The organism is Streptomyces sp. NPDC042364, from assembly GCF_056437585.1.
This window is the reverse complement of sequence record NZ_JBWKAJ010000013.1, coordinates 194,740-212,632: the sequence shown is the minus strand read 5'-3', so window position 1 is coordinate 212,632 and position 17,893 is coordinate 194,740. Positions and strand designations below refer to the sequence as shown.

Annotated in this window: 17 protein-coding genes, 1 tRNA gene and 1 pseudogene; 7 read left to right on the top strand and 12 right to left on the bottom strand. The window is 71.3% G+C overall.

Annotated elements, in window-relative coordinates:
- From AC067N_RS25545 to AC067N_RS25525, 5 genes are all read left to right on the top strand, one after another.
- Nucleotides 1-465 carry a hypothetical protein gene (locus AC067N_RS25545; RefSeq protein WP_478681203.1) on the top strand — a complete coding sequence of 155 codons (465 nt, stop codon included), beginning with the start codon at nt 1-3 and terminating at the stop codon, nt 463-465.
- A gap of 86 nt (nt 466-551) precedes the next feature.
- Nucleotides 552-1,397 carry a bifunctional DNA primase/polymerase gene (locus AC067N_RS25540; protein WP_478681202.1) on the top strand — a complete coding sequence of 282 codons (846 nt, stop codon included), beginning with the start codon at nt 552-554 and terminating at the stop codon, nt 1,395-1,397.
- The gene (locus tag AC067N_RS25535) at nt 1,394-2,875 is read left to right on the top strand and encodes an ATP-binding protein (protein ID WP_478681201.1); all 1,482 of its coding nucleotides are present in this window, start codon (nt 1,394-1,396) and stop codon (nt 2,873-2,875) included. The genes AC067N_RS25540 and AC067N_RS25535 overlap by 4 nt, the downstream gene beginning before the upstream one ends.
- A 472-nt stretch (nt 2,876-3,347) precedes the next feature.
- On the top strand, nt 3,348-3,536 hold the full coding sequence (locus AC067N_RS25530) for a helix-turn-helix transcriptional regulator (protein ID WP_478681200.1): 189 nt from the start codon (nt 3,348-3,350) through the stop codon (nt 3,534-3,536).
- A 71-nt stretch (nt 3,537-3,607) separates the two neighbouring features.
- Complete coding sequence (locus tag AC067N_RS25525) at nt 3,608-4,972, top strand: tyrosine-type recombinase/integrase (protein WP_478681199.1); 1,365 nt, start codon at nt 3,608-3,610, stop codon at nt 4,970-4,972.
- A gap of 156 nt (nt 4,973-5,128) precedes the next feature.
- Here AC067N_RS25525 and AC067N_RS25520 read toward each other — a convergent pair.
- Nucleotides 5,129-5,210 (bottom strand) — tRNA-Tyr (locus AC067N_RS25520).
- 246 nt (nt 5,211-5,456) lie between these two features.
- On the opposite strand from AC067N_RS25520, the gene AC067N_RS25515 reads away from it, so the two are divergent.
- The gene (locus tag AC067N_RS25515) at nt 5,457-5,945 is read left to right on the top strand and encodes a YajQ family cyclic di-GMP-binding protein (protein WP_159771632.1); all 489 of its coding nucleotides are present in this window, start codon (nt 5,457-5,459) and stop codon (nt 5,943-5,945) included.
- A 91-nt stretch (nt 5,946-6,036) separates the two neighbouring features.
- Here the strand turns inward: AC067N_RS25515 and AC067N_RS25510 are convergent, their stop codons facing one another.
- Nucleotides 6,037-6,303 (bottom strand): GlsB/YeaQ/YmgE family stress response membrane protein, encoded by a 267-nt coding sequence (locus AC067N_RS25510; RefSeq protein ID WP_478681198.1) that lies wholly within the window; start codon nt 6,301-6,303, stop codon nt 6,037-6,039.
- 191 nt (nt 6,304-6,494) lie between these two features.
- On the opposite strand from AC067N_RS25510, the gene AC067N_RS25505 reads away from it, so the two are divergent.
- Nucleotides 6,495-7,745 (top strand): APC family permease, encoded by a 1,251-nt coding sequence (locus AC067N_RS25505; protein WP_478681197.1) that lies wholly within the window; start codon nt 6,495-6,497, stop codon nt 7,743-7,745.
- 111 nt (nt 7,746-7,856) lie between these two features.
- On the opposite strand, the gene AC067N_RS25500 is transcribed toward AC067N_RS25505, so the two are convergent.
- From AC067N_RS25500 to AC067N_RS25455, 10 genes and pseudogenes are all read right to left on the bottom strand, one after another.
- Nucleotides 7,857-8,252, bottom strand: a complete 396-nt coding sequence (locus AC067N_RS25500; RefSeq protein ID WP_478681196.1) for a YccF domain-containing protein — start codon at nt 8,250-8,252, stop codon at nt 7,857-7,859.
- Complete coding sequence (htpX, locus tag AC067N_RS25495) at nt 8,249-9,112, bottom strand: zinc metalloprotease HtpX (RefSeq protein WP_478681195.1); 864 nt, start codon at nt 9,110-9,112, stop codon at nt 8,249-8,251. Before htpX ends, AC067N_RS25500 begins: the two co-directional genes overlap by 4 nt.
- Before the next feature lie 281 nt (nt 9,113-9,393).
- Entirely contained in the window at nt 9,394-10,965 is a 1,572-nt protein-coding gene (locus tag AC067N_RS25490) for an NADH-quinone oxidoreductase subunit N (protein ID WP_478681194.1), read from the bottom strand.
- Nucleotides 10,962-12,536: a complex I subunit 4 family protein gene (locus AC067N_RS25485; protein WP_478681193.1), complete on the bottom strand. Its 1,575-nt coding sequence runs from the start codon at nt 12,534-12,536 to the stop codon at nt 10,962-10,964. Before AC067N_RS25485 ends, AC067N_RS25490 begins: the two co-directional genes overlap by 4 nt.
- Nucleotides 12,537-12,542: 6 nt before the next feature.
- The gene (locus AC067N_RS25480) at nt 12,543-14,534 is read right to left on the bottom strand and encodes an NADH-quinone oxidoreductase subunit 5 family protein (RefSeq protein ID WP_478681192.1); all 1,992 of its coding nucleotides are present in this window, start codon (nt 14,532-14,534) and stop codon (nt 12,543-12,545) included.
- A complete protein-coding gene (gene nuoK / locus AC067N_RS25475) occupies nt 14,531-14,884 on the bottom strand; it encodes an NADH-quinone oxidoreductase subunit NuoK (protein ID WP_055716154.1) in 354 nt (117 codons plus the stop codon). Before nuoK ends, AC067N_RS25480 begins: the two co-directional genes overlap by 4 nt.
- Nucleotides 14,884-15,603: an NADH-quinone oxidoreductase subunit J family protein gene (locus AC067N_RS25470; RefSeq protein WP_478681191.1), complete on the bottom strand. Its 720-nt coding sequence runs from the start codon at nt 15,601-15,603 to the stop codon at nt 14,884-14,886. The genes nuoK and AC067N_RS25470 overlap by 1 nt, the downstream gene beginning before the upstream one ends.
- Nucleotides 15,600-16,250 (bottom strand): NuoI/complex I 23 kDa subunit family protein, encoded by a 651-nt coding sequence (locus tag AC067N_RS25465; RefSeq protein WP_478681190.1) that lies wholly within the window; start codon nt 16,248-16,250, stop codon nt 15,600-15,602. The genes AC067N_RS25470 and AC067N_RS25465 overlap by 4 nt, the downstream gene beginning before the upstream one ends.
- Nucleotides 16,251-16,252: 2 nt before the next feature.
- Complete coding sequence (locus tag AC067N_RS25460; RefSeq protein ID WP_478681189.1) at nt 16,253-17,221, bottom strand: complex I subunit 1/NuoH family protein; 969 nt, start codon at nt 17,219-17,221, stop codon at nt 16,253-16,255.
- Nucleotides 17,218-17,893, bottom strand: a pseudogene (locus tag AC067N_RS25455) (NADH-quinone oxidoreductase subunit C); the annotation flags it as partial. The pseudogene AC067N_RS25455 and the gene AC067N_RS25460, both read right to left, overlap by 4 nt.

The following is a 17,893-nucleotide window of genomic DNA, read 5'->3' as shown; positions in this document are numbered from 1 at the left end:
ATGTTCGAAATCCGCGTCATCTGCGACCCCGCCGACACCAACCGCATCACCACCACGCTCACCACCGCGTTCACGACCGGCGACGTACGCAGGTACCCGACCCGCGACGGCAAGCGCACCCGCCTCTACCTCACCGCCGACCACCGCCCCACCCCCGCCGACTGGCCCACCCCCGAGCAGGCATACGCGAACGCCCCCAGCATCAACAGCGAAATCGGCTGGACCGCCCGCTTCCTCGCCGACGCCGAGTGCTACACCGATCTCGGCCGGGAGTTCTACCTCCGCAAGGCCGCCCTACTCGACCGCATCGCCCTGCTCGACGAACCCACCGCCAAGGGCAACGCCACCACAACCGCCGAAGCCGCGGCCGCGTTCCTGCTCGACATGGACCAACCCGGCGTCATCTGCGACCCGCGCGCCTACGTCCGCCAGCAGTACGCCCACACCCTGACCGACCACCAGTAGCTACGCCAAGGGCGGCCCCCGTCTCGCCAAAGTCCGGGGCCGCCCTTGCCCACCAGCACCCGTTCAAGGAACTGGAGACATCCAGCATGACCCAACCGACCCACATCCGGCGAGCCCTCGCCCTCGCCGCGCACGGCGTCCCCGTGCTGCCCCTGCGGGCAGGGAAGGTGCCGTTCGGCAACTGCCCCGACTGCGCCGACAACGCGTGCGGCGGCCGGCCGAACATGAAGACCGCCGGCCCCTGCGCCTGCCCGCGCCCGTGCCACGGGTGGGCCGCCGCGACCACCGACCCCCGTATCCTCGCCTCCCCACCATGGGCGTCGGCGTGGTGCAGGGCCGCCGCTGTCGCCTACCACCCCGGTGGCGCCGGGGTAACCGTGGTCGACCTCGACAACGCCGCCGCCGTCGACTGGGCCCGCGCCACCCTGCCCACTACTCGCACCGTGCCGACCACGCGGGGCGAGCACTGGATCTACAAGGGCGCCATGCGATCCGTGAACGGCGTCCGCGACGGCGTCGACATCAAGTCCACGATGTCGTACGCCCGTTGGCTCGGTTACGGCGTCGGCGTCACAGTCGCTCTCCCCGACGCTGTGCGGACCCTGGCAGTAAGGGAGCCGTCCACCTCTCGCAGGGCGCCACACACGCTCACAGTGCCTCTGGGGGGCGGACAGGGGAAATGCCCGCACCGCACGCCCGTCTATCTGGACCGTGGCATTGCCATGGCCGTACAGCGCATCAGCGAGGCACGCAGCGCCGTCCACGCCACCGTCTACCGGACGTTCCTCGCCGTGCTGTCCACTCATGGCCGGTGTGGGTGCCTCGCCGACGCCCATGTCACCACGCTGTTCACGGCCGCGCAGGCCAAGGGCGAATCGGCGCGGCACTGCACCGAGGCGTGGACCAACGCCCGCACGACGTTGGGACTGTGACCGTGTCCGACGACGACAAGACTCCAGCACGCGAGGTCATCACCGAGTACGCGCAAGCGCACTTCCGCTACTTCCGCACCGCCGACGGGACCGTATACGCGCAGCGCAACGGCCACCCCGTGGCCCGCCCGATCCGCTCCCAGGGCACGACCGGCAGCCACCGGCAGGAACTCATGGTCGGACTGTTCAAGGACGGCGTCGGCGTGTTCAACGGCACCGCGCTCAAGGAGGCACTTGACTTGATCGAAGCCCTCGCGCTGACTGAAGACGTCCAACCCGTACACATCCGCGTGGCCCCCGGATACGACGGGGCGACGTGGCTGGACCTGGGCCGCGACGACGGCAAGTCCGTCCGTATCCATCCCACCGGGTGGGACATTCGTACCCCCGACCCCCGCGAAGTCTGCTGGCGCCGCACGCAGCTCACTGGGGAACTGCCCCTGCCAGTCAAGGACACCGACGGCAAGGGCATCGACCTGCTGATGCGGCTGTGCAACTTCGCCAACGCCGAGACCGAATGCCTGGCCATCGCGTGGCTCATCGGCTGTCTCGGTCCGTCCGTGCCCGTCCCCGCCCCGTTCCTCACCGGCCCGCAGGGCGCCGGGAAGTCCACCGGCGGGCGGATGCTCGTGCGGATCATCGAGGGCATGAGCGGTGACCTGCGCCGGGCCCCGAAGGATGAAGAGAACCTGATCGCGGCCGTAGCGGCCGGATGGGTCACCGCCCTGGACAACCTCTCCCACATGACCCCCGACCTGTCCGACGCGATGTGCTGCGTCGTGACCGGCGCCGAGAGCGTCAAGCGGGCCCTCTTCACCGACGGAGACGTGTTCCGCGTCGGCTACCGCCGCCCCCTCCTGCTCACCGGCATCGACGTCGGCGTCATCCGCCCTGACCTCGCCGAACGGCTCCTCCCTCTGCGGCTGGAACGCCCTAGCGTCCGGCGCACCGAGGCGGAGCTGTGGGCGGAGTACGCCGAGGTGCTGCCTGTCGTCCTCGGCTCGCTCCTGGACCTCACGGTCAAGGTCCGCGCGGTGGAGGCGGAGACCCCCACCGATCTACGGATGGCGGACTTCGCGCACCTGTGCGCGCAGCTCGACGCGGCCACTGGTCTCGGAGCGCTCACCGCCTACCGGGCCAGCCTGGATGACCTCAACGACGACGTCATCGAGGGTGACCTCCTCGCGCAGACTGTGCTCCAGCACGCCGAGACCATCGAGCCGGGCGCAGCGCAGCGGATGACGTCCACGGAGTGGCTGCACCACCTAAGTCGCCTCTACAGCGGCGACGACTGCCGCCCGTTGCCCAAGGGATGGCCGACCACCGGGAAAGTTCTCTCCGACCGGCTCAAGCGTCTACAGCCCACCCTTGCCGCTCGCGGCCTGCTCATCGACACGGGCCGCACCAGCGAGGGCCGCTACCTCGAAATGGCCCGCCCGGTCACCCGGCCCTCACACGAGCAGCAGCGCGTTCTCTGACCGCGCCGCCGCTCGCATGGACAAGCAAGAGGAGCACCGGCGCGGGGCGTGCTCCTCTTGCTGTTCGGCGCTTGCGCCGCCCAAAGGTCGCGCCGCGACGCGGCTCCATCTTTCACGCTGTGAGGCACACCAGACGACAACAGACACCCCCTCGGTTGTCCTAAGAGGGGAAACGCTGCGTCATCTGCGTCATACGGGCGGAGAAACAGCCCCTGGCCTGCGGCGACAAGGATGACGCAGGCGGCCGTGCCTGCGTCATCCTGCGTCATCTGCGTCACCCGATGACGCAGGCCATGACGCTGCGATGACGCACCCCCTAGCTACTGCGTCACACAAACCCCCAGGTCAGAAGCCCGAATGACGCTGATGACGCAATGACGCAGAAATCCGCACCTCGGACAGGCGCAGGCTCCCCGCCAAGCCCAAGCCCGTCGCTCTCCCCACAGATCGAAGCCCTGAAGGAGTCACCGCCTTGGCTGGCACCAAGATGCTCAAGCTCCCCGAAGTCCTCGAAGAGATCGAGATGAGCCGCGCCGCCTTCTACCGCATGCGCGCCCGCGGCAAGGCTCCCAAGCTCGTCAAGCTGCCCAACGGCCAGATCCGTTGCCGCCGTGCCGACCTTGACGAGTGGTGGGACAACCTTGAACGCCCCGCCTACTGACCGCCCCTGACCAACGACAGCTCGACCACGGGCCCGCCTCACGGCGGGCCCGTTCTCATGGAAGGACCCGCGTGGGCACCACGTACGACGTTCGAATCTGGGCCGTCCGTCAGCGCAAGGACCGGGGCCAGTCCTCAGCCGAACTGCGCTGGAAAGTGGGCGACACCCCGCACTCGCAGACGTTCGCCACCAAGACCCTCGCCGACAGTCGTCGCGCCGAACTCCTGACCGCCGTCAACGGCGGTGAGCCCTTCGACGAGGCGACCGGCGTGCCGGTCAGGGAGATCCGGCAGCGCAACGATGTGACGTGCTACCAGCACGCACGCGACTACATCGAGATGAAGTGGCCGACCGCGCCCGCGAAGACCCGTACGGGACTCGCCGACACCATGGCCACAGCCATGCCGGTACTGGTGACCAGTCGTCGCGGCATGCCCGATCCGCGGGTCCTGCGTCAGGCCCTGTACAGCTGGGCGTTCAACTTCAACCGCTGGACCGAGGACCCGCCGGCCGAAGTCGCGCGCGTCCTCGCGTGGGTGGAGCGCAACGCGATGCCCGTCAGCGCCCTGGACGACCCCCTCGTGATGCGCAAGGTGCTGACCGCCTTCACTCAGCGCCTGGACGGCAAGAAAGCCGCCGCATCGACCGTGAAGCGCAAGCGCGCCGTCTTCCACAACGCGCTGGGGTTCGCGGTCGAGGCCCGGCGCCTGCCCCACAACCCACTCACCCAGGTTCAGTGGGTGATCCCACCGACCACCGACGGGATCGACCCCGGCTGTGTGGTCAACCCTCGCCAAGCGCGCACGCTGCTCGATGCGGTCGCCGCGCAGGGCGCCCGCGGTGAGCGCCTAAGGGCGTTCTTCGGGTGCCTCTACCACGCGGCCCTGCGCCCCGCTGAGGCCGTCTGGCTGCGCCATGAGAACTGCGAGTTGCCCGCGTCGGGGTGGGGCACGCTGCACCTGGACGGTTCCCGTCCCCGCGTCGGTCGCGGCTGGACCGACTCCGGCGACCCGCACGACACGCGAGGGCTGAAGTGGCGCCCGGAACGGGAGATCCGACACGTTCCCATCCCGCCGCACTTCACCGCCATGCTCCGCGAGCACATCCAGGCCCACGGCGTCGCGCCTGACGGTCGACTGTTCCGCACGGCGCGCGGCGGACTCGTACAGGAGAGCGGCTACGGCGAGGTGTGGGCCCGCGCCCGCCGGAAGGCGCTCACGCCGCAGCAGCACGCCTCACCGCTCGCCGCACGCCCATATGATCTTCGTCACGCGTGCGTGTCCCTTTGGCTGAACTCCGGGGTCGACCCGGTGGAGGTCGCACGGCGCGCCGGCCACTCGGTGGCCGTCCTGTTGAAGGTCTACGCGAAGTGCCTGGACGGAGCTACGGCCATGGCGAACGCCCGAATTGACGCGGCGCTGGAGCATTGGGCGTGACGACGTGCCCCACAGATGCCCCACACGCACTGGTCAACAGGCGAATCAGGGTGAGACAAGGCGGGGCAAAGCTGTAGAAAGCGCCCCACAGCCAACCTGAACAGCAGAAGGGCCCGTGATCAGCATTCCTGCTGGTCACGGGCCCTTCTATCCACGTGGCGGCGCCAGGATTCGAACCTGGGTAGGCTAAGCCGACGGATTTACAGTCCGCTCCCATTGGCCACTCGGGCACACCGCCTGGGATTTGCCGCCCTTCGAACCGCTTTTCGGCGGTGCTCCGTGGCGACGACGTAAACGATACCTGATGCCCGGGGGTGCTTCGCCACCTGATTGATCAGCACTCGGAGGGGGCTGGGTGGCTAGGCTTGTCCGGATGCGGCGCGGGACCTGACACCGGGCTCGGCGGGCGCCTTTGCGTGCGCGCCGACACGTACCCGATGGTCCCGGCACGCCCCCGAAACCCCGATACAAGGAGCCACAGGACATGGCCGACTCCAGTTTCGACATCGTCTCGAAGGTCGAGCGGCAGGAGGTCGACAACGCCCTCAACCAGGCCGCCAAGGAGATCTCGCAGCGCTACGACTTCAAGGGCGTCGGCGCCTCGATCTCGTGGTCCGGCGAGAAGATCCTGATGGAGGCGAACTCCGAGGACCGGGTGAAGGCCGTCCTCGACGTCTTCCAGTCCAAGCTGATCAAGCGGGGGATCTCGCTGAAGGCGCTGGAGGCGGGTGAGCCCCAGCTGTCCGGCAAGGAGTACAAGATCTTCGCGGAGATCCAGGAGGGCATCTCCCAGGAGAACGCCAAGAAGGTGGCGAAGATCATCCGCGACGAGGGCCCCAAGGGCGTCAAGGCCCAGGTCCAGGGCGACGAGCTCCGGGTGAGCTCCAAGAGCCGTGACGACCTGCAGTCCGTGATCGCCCTCCTCAAGGGCAAGGACTTCGACTTCGCGATCCAGTTCGTCAACTACCGGTAGCAGTACCAGCAGGAGTCGCAGGGCGGGTACCGCGTGGCGAGTGGGCACTCGGCCGGAGCCGAGGGCCCACCCGTTCTCCGTGCGGTGGTCCTCAGCGCCGGGAGTGGCCGAACAGCAGGCGGTAGGCGATCAGCAGGACCAGGGAACCGCCTATCGCGGCCGCCCAGGTGGCGCCGTCGTAGAAGTCCTTGGTGATCGGGTGGTCCAGCCAGCGGGCGGAGATCCAGCCGCCGGTGAACGCTCCCGCGACGCCGATAAGGGTCGTGCCGATGAAGCCGCCGGGGTCTCGGCCGGGCAGCAGGAATTTGGCGATGGCGCCGGCCAACAGCCCCAGAACGATCCAGCCGATGATGCTCATGCCGTGAACCTGCCCCTTCGTGCCGTGCCTGTCCCGCGCCCGGGGTGTCGTCTCCGTCACGTGGTCCCGGGAGGGCCCGTACGTGGCCCTGGGGCGGTTCCTCGCGCCGGACACCCGGTCGTCGTGCTCTGTTGTCCTGGAGGACGCCTCCGCGATGTCCGCCGGTTGCGCCGGTCAGTAGGGTGCGGCTCATGACACAGCCGGTTTCGGAGGCCCGACTGCCGCGCACGCTCGGGGTCGGTGACGCGGTGGTCATCGGCCTCGGCTCGATGATCGGCGCGGGCGTCTTCGCGGCCCTGGGGCCCGCGGCGCACGCCGCCGGATCGGGGCTGCTGCTCGGTCTCGCGCTCGCGGCCGTCGTCGCCTACTGCAACGCCATGTCCTCCGCGCGGCTCGCGGCCGTGTACCCCGCCTCGGGCGGCACCTATGTGTACGGGCGTGAGCGGCTCGGCGCCTTCTGGGGGTATCTGGCCGGCTGGTCCTTCGTCGTCGGCAAGACCGCCTCGTGCGCGGCGATGGCGCTCACCGTGGGGGCGTACGTCTGGCCCGAGCAGGCGCACGCCGTGGCCGTGGCCGCCGTGGTCGCGCTGACCGCCGTGAACTACGGCGGCGTCCAGAAGTCGGCCTGGCTGACGCGGGCGATCGTCGCCGTGGTGCTGGCGGTCCTCGCCGCCGTGGTGGTCGTGTGCCTCACGTCCGCCCGGTCCGACGCGGGGCGGCTGGACATCGGGGCGTCGGGCGGCGTGGGCGGGGTGCTCCAGGCGGCGGGCCTGCTGTTCTTCGCGTTCGCCGGGTACGCGCGGATCGCGACCCTGGGCGAGGAGGTACGGGACCCCGCGCGCACCATCCCGCGCGCCATCCCCCTCGCGCTCGGCATCACGCTCGTGGTGTACGCGGCTGTCGCCGTGGCCGTGCTGTCCGTGCTGGGGCCGGGCGGGCTCGGGCAGGCGTCGGCCCCGCTGGCCGATGCGGTGCGGGCGGCCGGGGTGCCGGGGCTGGTGCCGGTGGTGCGGGTCGGTGCGGCGGTGGCCGCGCTGGGGTCGCTGCTGGCGCTGATCCTGGGGGTCTCGCGGACGACGCTCGCCATGGCACGGGACCGGCATCTGCCGGGGGCCCTGGCCGCCGTGCATCCGCGGTTCCAGGTGCCGCACCGGGCGGAACTGGCCGTCGGCGCGGTGGTCGCCGTCCTGGCCGCGACCGTCGACGTCCGGGGCGCGATCGGCTTCTCCTCGTTCGGCGTGCTCGCGTACTACGCGGTCGCCAACGCGTCCGCCTGGACGCTGAGTTCCGCGCCGGTCTCGCGGATCGTGCCGGTGGTGGGGCTCGTCGGCTGTGTCGTCGTGGCGTTCGCGCTGCCCGGGGTGTCGGTGGCGGTGGGCGCCGCCGTGCTGGGTGCGGGGGCGGCGGCGTACTTCGTGCGGTGGTGGTGGGCGCGCCGTTGAGGGCGCGGCCGCCTATGTCGTACGGCGGCGGGGCGCGGCGCGGTTGAGGGGGCGGCTCACGGAGGTCGGGCGATGACCGAGCCCGGCGGCCGCACCGCCCCGCTCGGCCGTCTACCAGCGTCCGGCGAAGGGCTGGTCCGTGGAGACGATCTCGCGGCCCAGGGGCATCAGGGAGAGCGGGACGAGCTTGAAGTTGGCGATGCCGAACGGGATGCCGATGATCGTGAGGCAGAGCGCCAGGCCCGTGAGGATGTGGGTCAGCGCGAGCCACCAGCCCGCCAGGATCAGCCACAGGACGTTGCCGAGGAACGAGGGCGCGCCCGCGTCGCGGCGCTCGATCGCCGTGTACCCGAAGGGCCACAGGGCGTAGACGCCGATGCGGAACGCCGCGATCCCGAAGGGGATGCCGATGATCGTGATGCAGAGGAGGAGTCCGGCGGCCACGTAGCCGAGGAAGAGCCAGAAGCCGCTGAGGATGAGCCAGATGATGTTGAGGATCGTCTTCACTGGGGGCGACCTGCCATCTTCTCGAGTCGGGAGATGCGTTCGGCCATGGGCGGGTGCGTGGAGAACATCTTCGAGAGCCCCTGACCGGGGCGGAACGGGTTCGCGATCATCATGTGGCTCGCCGTCTCGATGCGGGGTTCCGGAGGCAGCGGGAGCCGCTTGGTGCCCGCTTCGAGCTTGCGCAGGGCGCTGGCGAGGGCCAGCGGATCGCCGGTGAGGTGGGCGCCGGAGGCGTCCGCCTCGTACTCCCGGGAGCGGCTTATCGCGAGCTGGATGAGGCTTGCCGCGAGCGGACCCAGGATCAGGATCAGCAGCATGCCGAGGAGCCCGGGGCCGTCGTCGTCGTCGGAGCGGCCGATGGGGATCAGCCAGGCGAAGTTGACCAGGAACATGATCACGGAGGCGAGGGCGCCGGCGACCGAGGAGATCAGGATGTCGCGGTTGTAGACATGGCTCAGCTCGTGGCCGATGACGCCGCGCAGCTCCCGTTCGTCGAGCAGGCGGAGGATGCCGTCCGTGCAGCACACGGCCGCGTTGCGCGGGTTGCGGCCGGTCGCGAACGCGTTGGGGGCGTCGGTCGGGGAGATGTAGAGGCGGGGCATGGGCTGCCGGGCCTGGGTGGAGAGCTCGCGGACCATGCGGTAGAGGGCGGGGGCTTCGAACTCGCTCACCGGGCGGGCGCGCATCGCGCGTAGAGCCAGCTTGTCGCTGTTCCAGTAGGCGTACGCGTTCGTGCCGAGGGCGAGGACGACCGCGATGATCAGGCCGGTCCGGCCGAAGAGGCTTCCTATGACGATGATGAGTGCGGACAGTCCCCCGAGGAGTACGGCGGTCCTGAGCCCGTTGTGCCGGCGGTGCACGGTACGCCCTCCAAGTCGTGCGGCAGGGGAACCCTTTGTCTGCTGTCGCTGTTGACTCCACTTCTCAGTGGACCCTCCCGTACTGGTCAACGCGAGGCGGAGAGCACTAGTTCCCTTGTGCGCGCGGGCCGGGGCGGGGCCGTCCGAGTGACGGCCGGACGCCTCGGCACGCACGCGTGTACGGGGCGTCGGGGCATCGGGTGCCCACGCGTGCGTGCCGGATGCCAGAGGGGGGTGGCTGTGCCCGTCGGCCGGTCGGCTTGCCCGTCGGTCGGCCGGCTCTAGAAGAGGCCGGTGTCGGCGAAGCGCAGGATCAGCTGGGGGGCTCCGGAGAGGGCGATGCCGATGATTCCGGTGAGGGCGATCGCGAGGGTGAGCGGGGGCGGGACGCGGTGTGTCCCGGGTTCGCCCTCGGGGGCGCGGAACAGCAGGGCGGTCCACTGGAGGTAGTAGAAGAGCGCGATCACCACGTTGACGGCCATGACGACGGCGAGCCAGCCGAGGCCCGCGTCCACGGCCACCGAGAAGACGGCGACCTTGGCGAACAGGCCGATGATGCCCGGCGGCAGTCCGGCGAGGCAGAGCAGGAAGAAGGCCAGCAGCAGGGCGGTCAGGGGGCTCGACGCGTACAGGCCGCGGTAGTCGCTGACGCGGTTGAGGGTCCTGGTGCGGCCGACGAGGGCGGCCACGGCGAAGGCGCCGAGGTTCACGGCCGCGTACATCAGGGCGTAGGCGACCGTGGAGCCGATGGCCTGCTCGGCGTCGTCGGAGTAGGCGGCGGCCGCGATCGGCACCAGGAGGTAGCCGGCCTGGCCGACGGAGGACCAGGCGAGCAGCCGGACGGCGCTGTACGCGCGCGTGGGCTGCTGTCTGAGGGCGCCGACGTTGCCGACGGTCATGGTGAGGGCGGCCAGCGCGGCGAGGGCGGGGCCCCAGACGTCGGCGTACGACGGGAGGGCGACGACGGTGACGAGGACGAGCCCGGAGAATCCGACCGCCTTGCCGACGACCGACAGATAGGCGGCCACCGGGAGGGGGGCTCCCACATAGGTGTCGGGGACCCAGAAGTGGAACGGTACGGCGGCCGTCTTGAAGGCGAAGCCGATGAGGGTGAGGACGACGCCGGTCTGGGTGAGGGTGTGGAGCTGGCCGTCGACGTTCTGGACGCGGTCGGCGATCTGGGTGAGGTAGAGGGTGCCGGTGGTGGCGTAGACGAAGCTGATGCCGAGGAGGCTGACGGCGGTCGCGGTGACGGACGACAGGAAGAACTTCAGGGCCGCTTCGGAGGACCGCTTGTCGCCGTGGCGGATGCCGACGAGGGCGAAGGCGGGCAGCGAGGCGACCTCCAGGGCGACGACGAGGGTCGCGAGGTCGCGGGAGGCGGGCAGGAGGGCGGCGCCCGCGGCGGAGGACAGCAGCAGGAACCAGAACTCCCCCGGGGGCAGTTCCCTCTCGGCGTCCTTGAGGGCCGTCATCGACAGCAGGGCGGCGAGGAGGGCGCCGCCGAGCACCATGAACTGGATGACGAGGGTGAAGCGGTCCGCGGTGTAGCTGCACACGTCCGGGCTGCCGCTGAGGCAGAAGGTGGCGCGGTCGCCGTCCAGGAGGGGCACCAGGGCCAGTAGGGACAGGGCGAGGCCCCCGACCGACACCCAGCCGAGCAGGGCCTTCTTCGTGTCGTTCACGAAGAGGTCGGTGACGAGCACGGCGAGGCCGACGACGGCGGCGATCGTGGGCGGCGCGATGGCGAGCCAGTCGACGGACTGGACGACGGACTCGGCCAGCGGCTGGGCCGCCGTCGGCGCCGTCGTGGGGGCCGTCAGCGGGGCCGTCAGCGGGGCCAGGGAGCTCATCGGGTGCCTCCTGCGAGGAGCTGCTGCACGGCCGGGTCGGTCAGGCCGAGGAGGGCCGCGGGCCAGAGGCCGGCGAGGACGGTGAGGGCGACGAGCGGGGTCCAGGCCGCGAACTCGTACGTCTGGACGTCGGCGAGCCGTGGCCCCTCGTGCGGGGCGCCGCCCATGCAGACGCGGCGGACCACGATCAGCATGTACGCGGCGGTGAGGAGCGTGCCGAACGCGCCGATCGCCATGAAGGTGAGGAAGGCCGGGCGGCTGAGGTCGTCGGCGGGGCGGAACGCGCCGAACAGGGCGAGCATCTCGCCCCAGAACCCGGCGAGGCCGGGCAGTCCGAGGGAGGCGACGGCGCCGAAGGCGAGCAGGCCGCCGAGGCGCGGCGCCCTGCCGTAGAGGGCGGCGCCGGTCCCCTGGGCCAGGGTGTCGAGGTCGGTGGTGCCGGTGCGGTCCTTGAGGGCGCCGACGAGGAAGAACAGCAGGCCGGTGATGAGGCCGTGGGCGATGTTGGCGAACAGGGCGCCGTTCACGCCGGTCGGGGTCATGGTCGCGATGCCGAGGAGCACGAAGCCCATGTGGCCGACGGAGGAGTACGCGATGAGGCGCTTGAGGTCGCCCTTCGCGCCCGGCCGGGCCAGGGCGAGGCAGGCGAGCGAACCGTAGATGATCCCGACCACCGCGAAGGCGGCGAGGTACGGCGCGAAGGTGCGGAAGCCGTCGGGGGTGATCGGCAGCAGGATGCGGACGAACCCGTAGGTGCCCATCTTCAGCAGGACGCCGGCCAGCAGGACCGAGCCGACGGTGGGGGCGGCGGTGTGGGCGTCCGGCAGCCAGCTGTGCAGCGGCCACATCGGGGTCTTCACCGCGAGCCCGATCCCGATCGTCAGAACGGCGATGACCTGCACGGATGTGGTCAGTTCGGGGTGATTGTCAGTGGCGAGTGCCACCATGTCGAATGTGCCCGCCCTGAGTCCGATCAGGAGCAGGCCGAGCAGCATGACCACGGAACCGAGCAGGGTGTAGAGGATGAACTTCCAAGCGGCCTGCGTGCGTTGCTCACCGCCCCAGCGGGCGATGAGGAAGTACATCGGGATGAGCACCGTCTCGAACGCGAGGAAGAACAGCAGCAGGTCGAGGACGGCGAAGGTCGCGAGGGTGCCGGACTCGAGGACGAGCAGCAGGGCGACGAACGCCTTCGGGGACGGGCCCGACGGCAGCTTGAAGTAGGAGTAGAGCGCGCAGAGGAAGGTCAGCAGCGCGGTCAGGACCAGGAGGGGGAGGGAGATGCCGTCGATGCCGAGGTGGATGCGCACGTCGAGTGCGGGGATCCAGCTGATGTCGGTGCTCGCCTGCATCTTCGACGGATGGTCGTGGTCGAAGCCGACCGCGAGGACGATCGCGGCGATGAGCACCGCGCCGGTCACGGTGATCCCGTGGCGGAGCACGGCCTGCTCGGGTGACTTCCCCTTCAGCCCCGGCGGGGCGGGCAGGAGAGCGGCGGCGGCGCCGATGAGCGGGCCGACGACGACGAACGCCAGAAGGAACTGCATCACGGACTCGTTGATATCGATCACGCCTGCTCACGCTCCCGTGGCGACGAGAAGGGCGGCGACCACCAGGACGACGGTGCCGGCGAGCAGCGCGCTCACATAGGTCTGCACATTGCCGGTCTGCGCCCGTCGTACGGCCGCGCCGAGCAGGCGGGGCAGGGCGCCCGCGCCGTGTACGTAGGTGTCGACGACCTCGCGGTCGAGGAACCGGACGAGACTCGCGCCGGCCTGGACCGGGCGGACGAAGAGGGCCGTGTACGCGGCGTCGAGGTGGAAGCCGACGGCTGCGTGGCGGTGCAGCGGGCCGAGCAGGACCCGGGAGGGGTCCGTCGGGTCGGGTGCCGAGGCCATGTCTCCGTAGGCGGGCGCGTGGCTGGCGATGGCCTCCGCCTCGACGGTCGCGGCGTCCGCCTCCGGGTGGGCCGCGACGGCGCCCAGCGGGGTGCGGGCCAGGGCCGTGGTGTACCGCCAGGCCGCGTATGTCACGAGGCCGCCGGTGAGGGCGAGGCCGGTGCCGAGGACGGACGTGGTGAGGGTCGGGGCCAGGTCGTCGCCGTCGAACCAGTCGGGGAGCGTGCCGTAGGCGAGTCCGCCGAGGGCGAGGGACGGGACGGCGAGCACCCAGAGGACCGCCGTCATGCTGAGCGGCTGGCGGCCGTGGTCGGGGGCCTCGTCGCCCTGGCCGCGGAAGGTGCGCAGCCACAGGCGGGTGGCGTAGGCGGCGGTGAGGAGGGCCGTGAGCAGGCCGGCGACGAGGACGGTCCAGCCGGCGGCGCCGGGGATGTGCTCGGTGTGGCCCTCGGCGGCGTTCTCGGCGGCGCCGAGGACGGACTCCTTGGAGAAGAAGCCGCTGAAGGGCGGGATCGCGGCGAGGGCGAGGAGCGCCACGGTCATCGTCCAGTAGGCGTCGGGGACGCGGGCGCGGAGGTTGCTCATGCGGGACATGGCGGCCAGGGAGTTGGTGCCGGCGGCGTGGATGATCACGCCCGCGGCGAGGAACAGCAGCGCCTTGAAGGCGCCGTGGGAGATGAGGTGGAAGACGGCGGCACCGCGGTCGCCGACGGCCAGGGCGCCGGTCATGTAGCCGAGCTGGCCGATCGTCGAGTAGGCGAGGACGCGCTTGATGTCGTCCTGGGCGAGGGCGGCGAGGGCCGAGCCCGCCATGGTGACGGCGGCCATCACTGCCAGGACGACCAGGGCCGCCGCGGAGGCGGCGAAGACCGGGAGGAGACGGGCGACGAAGTAGACACCGGCGGCGACCATCGTCGCGGCGTGGATCAGCGCGGAGACGGGCGTCGGGCCGGCCATCGCGTCGGGCAGCCAGGTGTGGAGGGGGAACTGCGCCGACTTGCCCGCCACACCGGCGAGGAGCAGCAGGGCGATCAGTGTCGGGTGGTCGAGGCCGCCGTCGGCGACGGTGCCGAGGATCCGGGTGATGCGGAACGACCCGGCGTCCGCGGCGAGGGCGAACAGGCCGATCAGGAAGGGGACGTCGCCGAGCTTGGTGACCAGGAAGGCCTTGAGGGAGGCGGCGCGGGCCTCCGGGGTCTCCCAGTAGTGGCCGACCAGGAAGTAGGAGCAGATGCCCATGATCTCCCAGCCGACCAGCAGCACCATCAGGTCGCCGGAGTAGACGACGAGGAGCATCGCGGAGGTGAAGAGGGAGACGAGGGCGGCGTACGAGGGGTAGCGCGGGTCGTCGCGCAGATAGCCCGTGGAGTAGATCTGCACACAGGTGGCGACCAGGCCGACCACCACGGCGACGAGGGCGGCGAAGCCGTCGATGTACAGGGCGAGGTCGATGGGGACCGAGCCGGTCGGGGTGAGTCGGGTGGCCGCGACGACGGGGCTGTCGCCGCCCTGGCGTACGGCGACCAGCACGGCCAGGGCGAACGCGGTGAGGGTCGGGAGTACGGCGAGGGGGCGGACGAAGCCGGGGGCGGTGCGGCCGAGGAGCAGGCCGGCGGCGGCGCCGAGGAAGGGGAGGAGGGGGACGAGGACGGCGAGGGTGGTCGTGGTCACGCGCTGGCCTCGGCCTTCTCGCTCCGCTCGGGTCGTTCGGCGGTGTCGCGGAGCTTGTCGATGTCGGCGGTGCCGCGGTTGCGGTGGACGGCGAGCACGATGGCCAGGCCGATGCCGATCTCCGCGGCGGCGATGGTGATGGTGAACAGGGTGAGGGCCTGCCCGGAGTGGAGGGTCTCCTCGGCGGCCTTGCTGAGCCAGACGTCGAAGGCGACGAGGTTGAGGTTGACGGCGTTGAGCATCAGCTCGACGGACATCAGGACCAGGATCGCGTTGCGGCGGGCGAGGACGCCGTACAGGCCCGTGCAGAAGAGGAGGGCGGAGAGCACGACGGGATAGGCGAGGTGCATCAGCGGGCCCCTCCCTCGGACGGGTCGGGGGCGGAGCCGGGCGTCTCGTCCGGGGCGGGTGCCGGTTTCGGCACGGCGGCGTCGGCCGGGGCGGGTGCCTCGGCCGCGGTGGCGGGCTTCGGTTCGCCGGGGTCCGGCTTGGCCTTGCGGGAGAGGACGATCGCGCCGACCAGGGCGGCGAGGAGGAGGACGGAGAGGGCCTCGAAGGGGAGGACCCAGTTCTGGAAGAGGCTTTCGCCGGTGGCCTTGGTCGAGCCGGCGGCGGGGCCGTCGAGGTCGATCCACGTGGTGCGGAAGGCGTCGACGACGACCCAGACGAGGGCGGCGGCAGCGGCGACGGCGACGGTGAGGGCGGCCCAGCGGTTTCCGGAGTCGGCGTCCGGGGAGCGGCCGATCGGGGCCCTGGTGAGCATCAGGCCGAACAGGAGGAGCACGACGACGGAACCGACGTAGATGAGGACCTGGACCCAGGCGATGAACTCGGCGGTCAGGAGCAGGTACTCGACGGCGAGACCGCCGAGCGCCACGACCAGCCACAGAGCGGCGTGCACCAGCTGGCGGGTGGTGACGGTGACGAGGGCGGCGCCGAGGGTGACCAGGCCGACGAGGAGGAAGGCGATCTCGACACCGGTCGGCGAGAGGAAGCCCCGGGTCTCGACGGCGGCCAGCGCGGGGTGGTGGTGCGTGGCGGCGAGGGCGACGGCGGCGGTGGGGCTCATGCGGTCCCCTCCCCCGGCCGGGTCTGCTCGGCCTGCTCGGCCTGCTCTGCTTGCGCGGCCTGCTCGGCCTGCTCGGCCTGCGCGGTCTGCTCGGCCTGCCGGGTGGCGGCGAGTTTCTCGGCGGTCTTGCGGGCGGCGGTGAGTTCCTTGGGTTCCTCGGCGGCGGGGTCGAGGGCCGGCGGGGCCGGGACGGTCCACATCCACTCGCGGAGTTTGTCGCGCTCGTGGGTGAGTTCGCGGATGTCGGTCTCGGCGTACTCGAACTCCGGGGACCAGAAGAGGGCGTCGAAGGGGCAGACCTCGATGCAGATACCGCAGTACATGCAGAGGGAGAAGTCGATGGCGAAGCGGTCGAGGACGTTGCGGCTGCGCTCGCGGCCGCCGGGGGCGGCGGGCGGGACGGTCTCCTTGTGGGAGTCGATGTAGATGCACCAGTCCGGGCACTCCCGGGCGCAGAGCATGCAGACGGTGCAGTTCTCCTCGAAGAGGCCGATGACACCGCGGGTGCGGGGCGGGAGTTCGGGCTGGGCGTCCGGGTACTGCTCGGTGACCGTCTTCCGCGTCATCGTGCGGAGGGTGACGGCCAGCCCCTTGGCGAGGCCGGAACCGGGGATGCGGGGCCGGGTGGGCGGGCGAGACTCAGCCATGGCTACTGGATCACCACCTTGACGACGCCGGTGAGGGCGATCTGGGCGAGGGACAGGGGGACGAGGAGGGTCCAGGAGAGCTTCTGCAGCTGGTCCTCGCGCAGGCGGGGGTAGGTGACGCGGAGCCAGATGACGACGAAGGCGAGGACGGCGGTCTTCAGCAGGGTCCAGACCCAGCCGAGGCCGTCGGCGCCCCAGGGGCCGTGCCAGCCGCCGAGGAAGAGGACGGTGGTCAGTCCGCACAGGACGACGATCCCGGCGTACTCGGCGAGGAGGAACAGGGCGAAGCGGAGGCCGGTGTACTCGGTGTAGGCGCCGAAGATGATCTCCGAGTCGGCGACGGGCATGTCGAAGGGCGGGCGCTGGAGTTCGGCGAGGCCGGCGACGAAGAAGACGATCGCGCCGACGATCTGCCAGGGGAGCCACCACCACTCGAACGCGTCGACGATGCCGACGAGGGAGACCGTGCCGGCCGCCATCGCCACCGAGGCGGCCGTCAGGAGCATGGGGAGTTCATAGGCGAGGAGCTGGGCGGCGGTGCGGAGGCCGCCGAGGAGGGAGAACTTGTTCGCGGAGGCCCAGCCGGCCATGAGGGAGCCGAGGACGCCCACGCCCATCACGGCGAGGACGAAGAAGATGCCCGCGTCGATGACCTCGCCGACGGCGCCCTCGCCGGGGCCGATGGGGATGGCGAGGAGGACGAGGAGGTAGGGCAGGAGGGCCACGGCCGGGGCGAGCTGGAAGATACGGCGGTCCGCGCCGGCCGGGACGACGTCTTCCTTCTGGGCGAACTTCACGCCGTCGGCGACGAGCTGGGCCCAGCCGTGGAAGCCGCCGGCGTACATGGGGCCGAGGCGGCCCTGCATGTGGGCCATCACCTTGTGTTCCGTCTGACCGATGATCAGGGGGAACGTGAGGAAGACGACGAAGACGAGCAGGAGTCGCAGGGCGACGTCGAGGGCGTCGTTCACCGCGGGCCTCCTGCGGGGGGTTCGGGCGTGGTGGGCGGTTCGGGGGCGGGCGGTTCGTCGGGGTCCTCGTCGCCGGGCGTCGTGCTCTCGTTCCCGGTCGCGCCGCCGTCGGAGGTGCCGGGCGACTCGGACCGGTCCGCCGCCGGTTCGGCCGTCGCCGGCGGTTCGACTGTCGTCGGCGGTTCGGCCGCCGCCGGATCGGCCGTCGGCTCGGGCTGAGCGTCCGGCGCGGGCTTGGCCTCCGGCTGGGGCTGGGGGGCGGGCTGCACCCCCGGCTCAGGCTGGGGCCGGGGCACGGGCTCCACCCCCGGCCGGGGCTCAGACTGTGGCGCGGGCTTGGCCTCCGGGTCGGCACCGGCCTCATCGGCACCGGCCTCAGGCGTGGGCTTCGGCTCCCGGGCGCCTTCCGGCTTCGGCTCCTCGAAGGCCGGGCGGGCGTGGTGCCAGGGGGCGTCGCTGCTGCGTGGGGCGGGGCGTGCGGGGCGGCGCTCCGCCGGGGGCTCGGCGCCGCCGGGGGCCTCGGTCGACCGGGTGCGCTGACTCGCCGAGCCACCGGAGGCGGTACGGCTGCGGCGCGGGGTCACGGGAGCGGGCGCTGCCTCGGGCGCCGACGCGGCGGGCGCCTGGCTCGCCGAACCCTCGGCCGCCGTGCGGGTACGGCGCGGGGGTGCC

Excerpts from the sequence above, each read along its gene's own strand:
- AC067N_RS25545 (WP_478681203.1), top strand. The coding sequence starts at position 1 with ATGTTCGAAATCCGCGTCATCTGCGACCCCGCCGACACCAACCGCATC.
- AC067N_RS25540 (WP_478681202.1), top strand. The coding sequence starts at position 552 with ATGACCCAACCGACCCACATCCGGCGAGCCCTCGCCCTCGCCGCGCAC.
- AC067N_RS25515 (WP_159771632.1), top strand. The coding sequence starts at position 5,457 with ATGGCCGACTCCAGTTTCGACATCGTCTCGAAGGTCGAGCGGCAGGAG.
- AC067N_RS25510 (WP_478681198.1), bottom strand. The coding sequence starts at position 6,303 with ATGAGCATCATCGGCTGGATCGTTCTGGGGCTGTTGGCCGGCGCCATC.
- AC067N_RS25505 (WP_478681197.1), top strand. The coding sequence starts at position 6,495 with ATGACACAGCCGGTTTCGGAGGCCCGACTGCCGCGCACGCTCGGGGTC.
- AC067N_RS25490 (WP_478681194.1), bottom strand. The coding sequence starts at position 10,965 with ATGAGCTCCCTGGCCCCGCTGACGGCCCCGCTGACGGCCCCCACGACG.
- nuoK (WP_055716154.1), bottom strand. The coding sequence starts at position 14,884 with ATGCACCTCGCCTATCCCGTCGTGCTCTCCGCCCTCCTCTTCTGCACG.
- AC067N_RS25470 (WP_478681191.1), bottom strand. The coding sequence starts at position 15,603 with ATGAGCCCCACCGCCGCCGTCGCCCTCGCCGCCACGCACCACCACCCC.
- AC067N_RS25465 (WP_478681190.1), bottom strand. The coding sequence starts at position 16,250 with ATGGCTGAGTCTCGCCCGCCCACCCGGCCCCGCATCCCCGGTTCCGGC.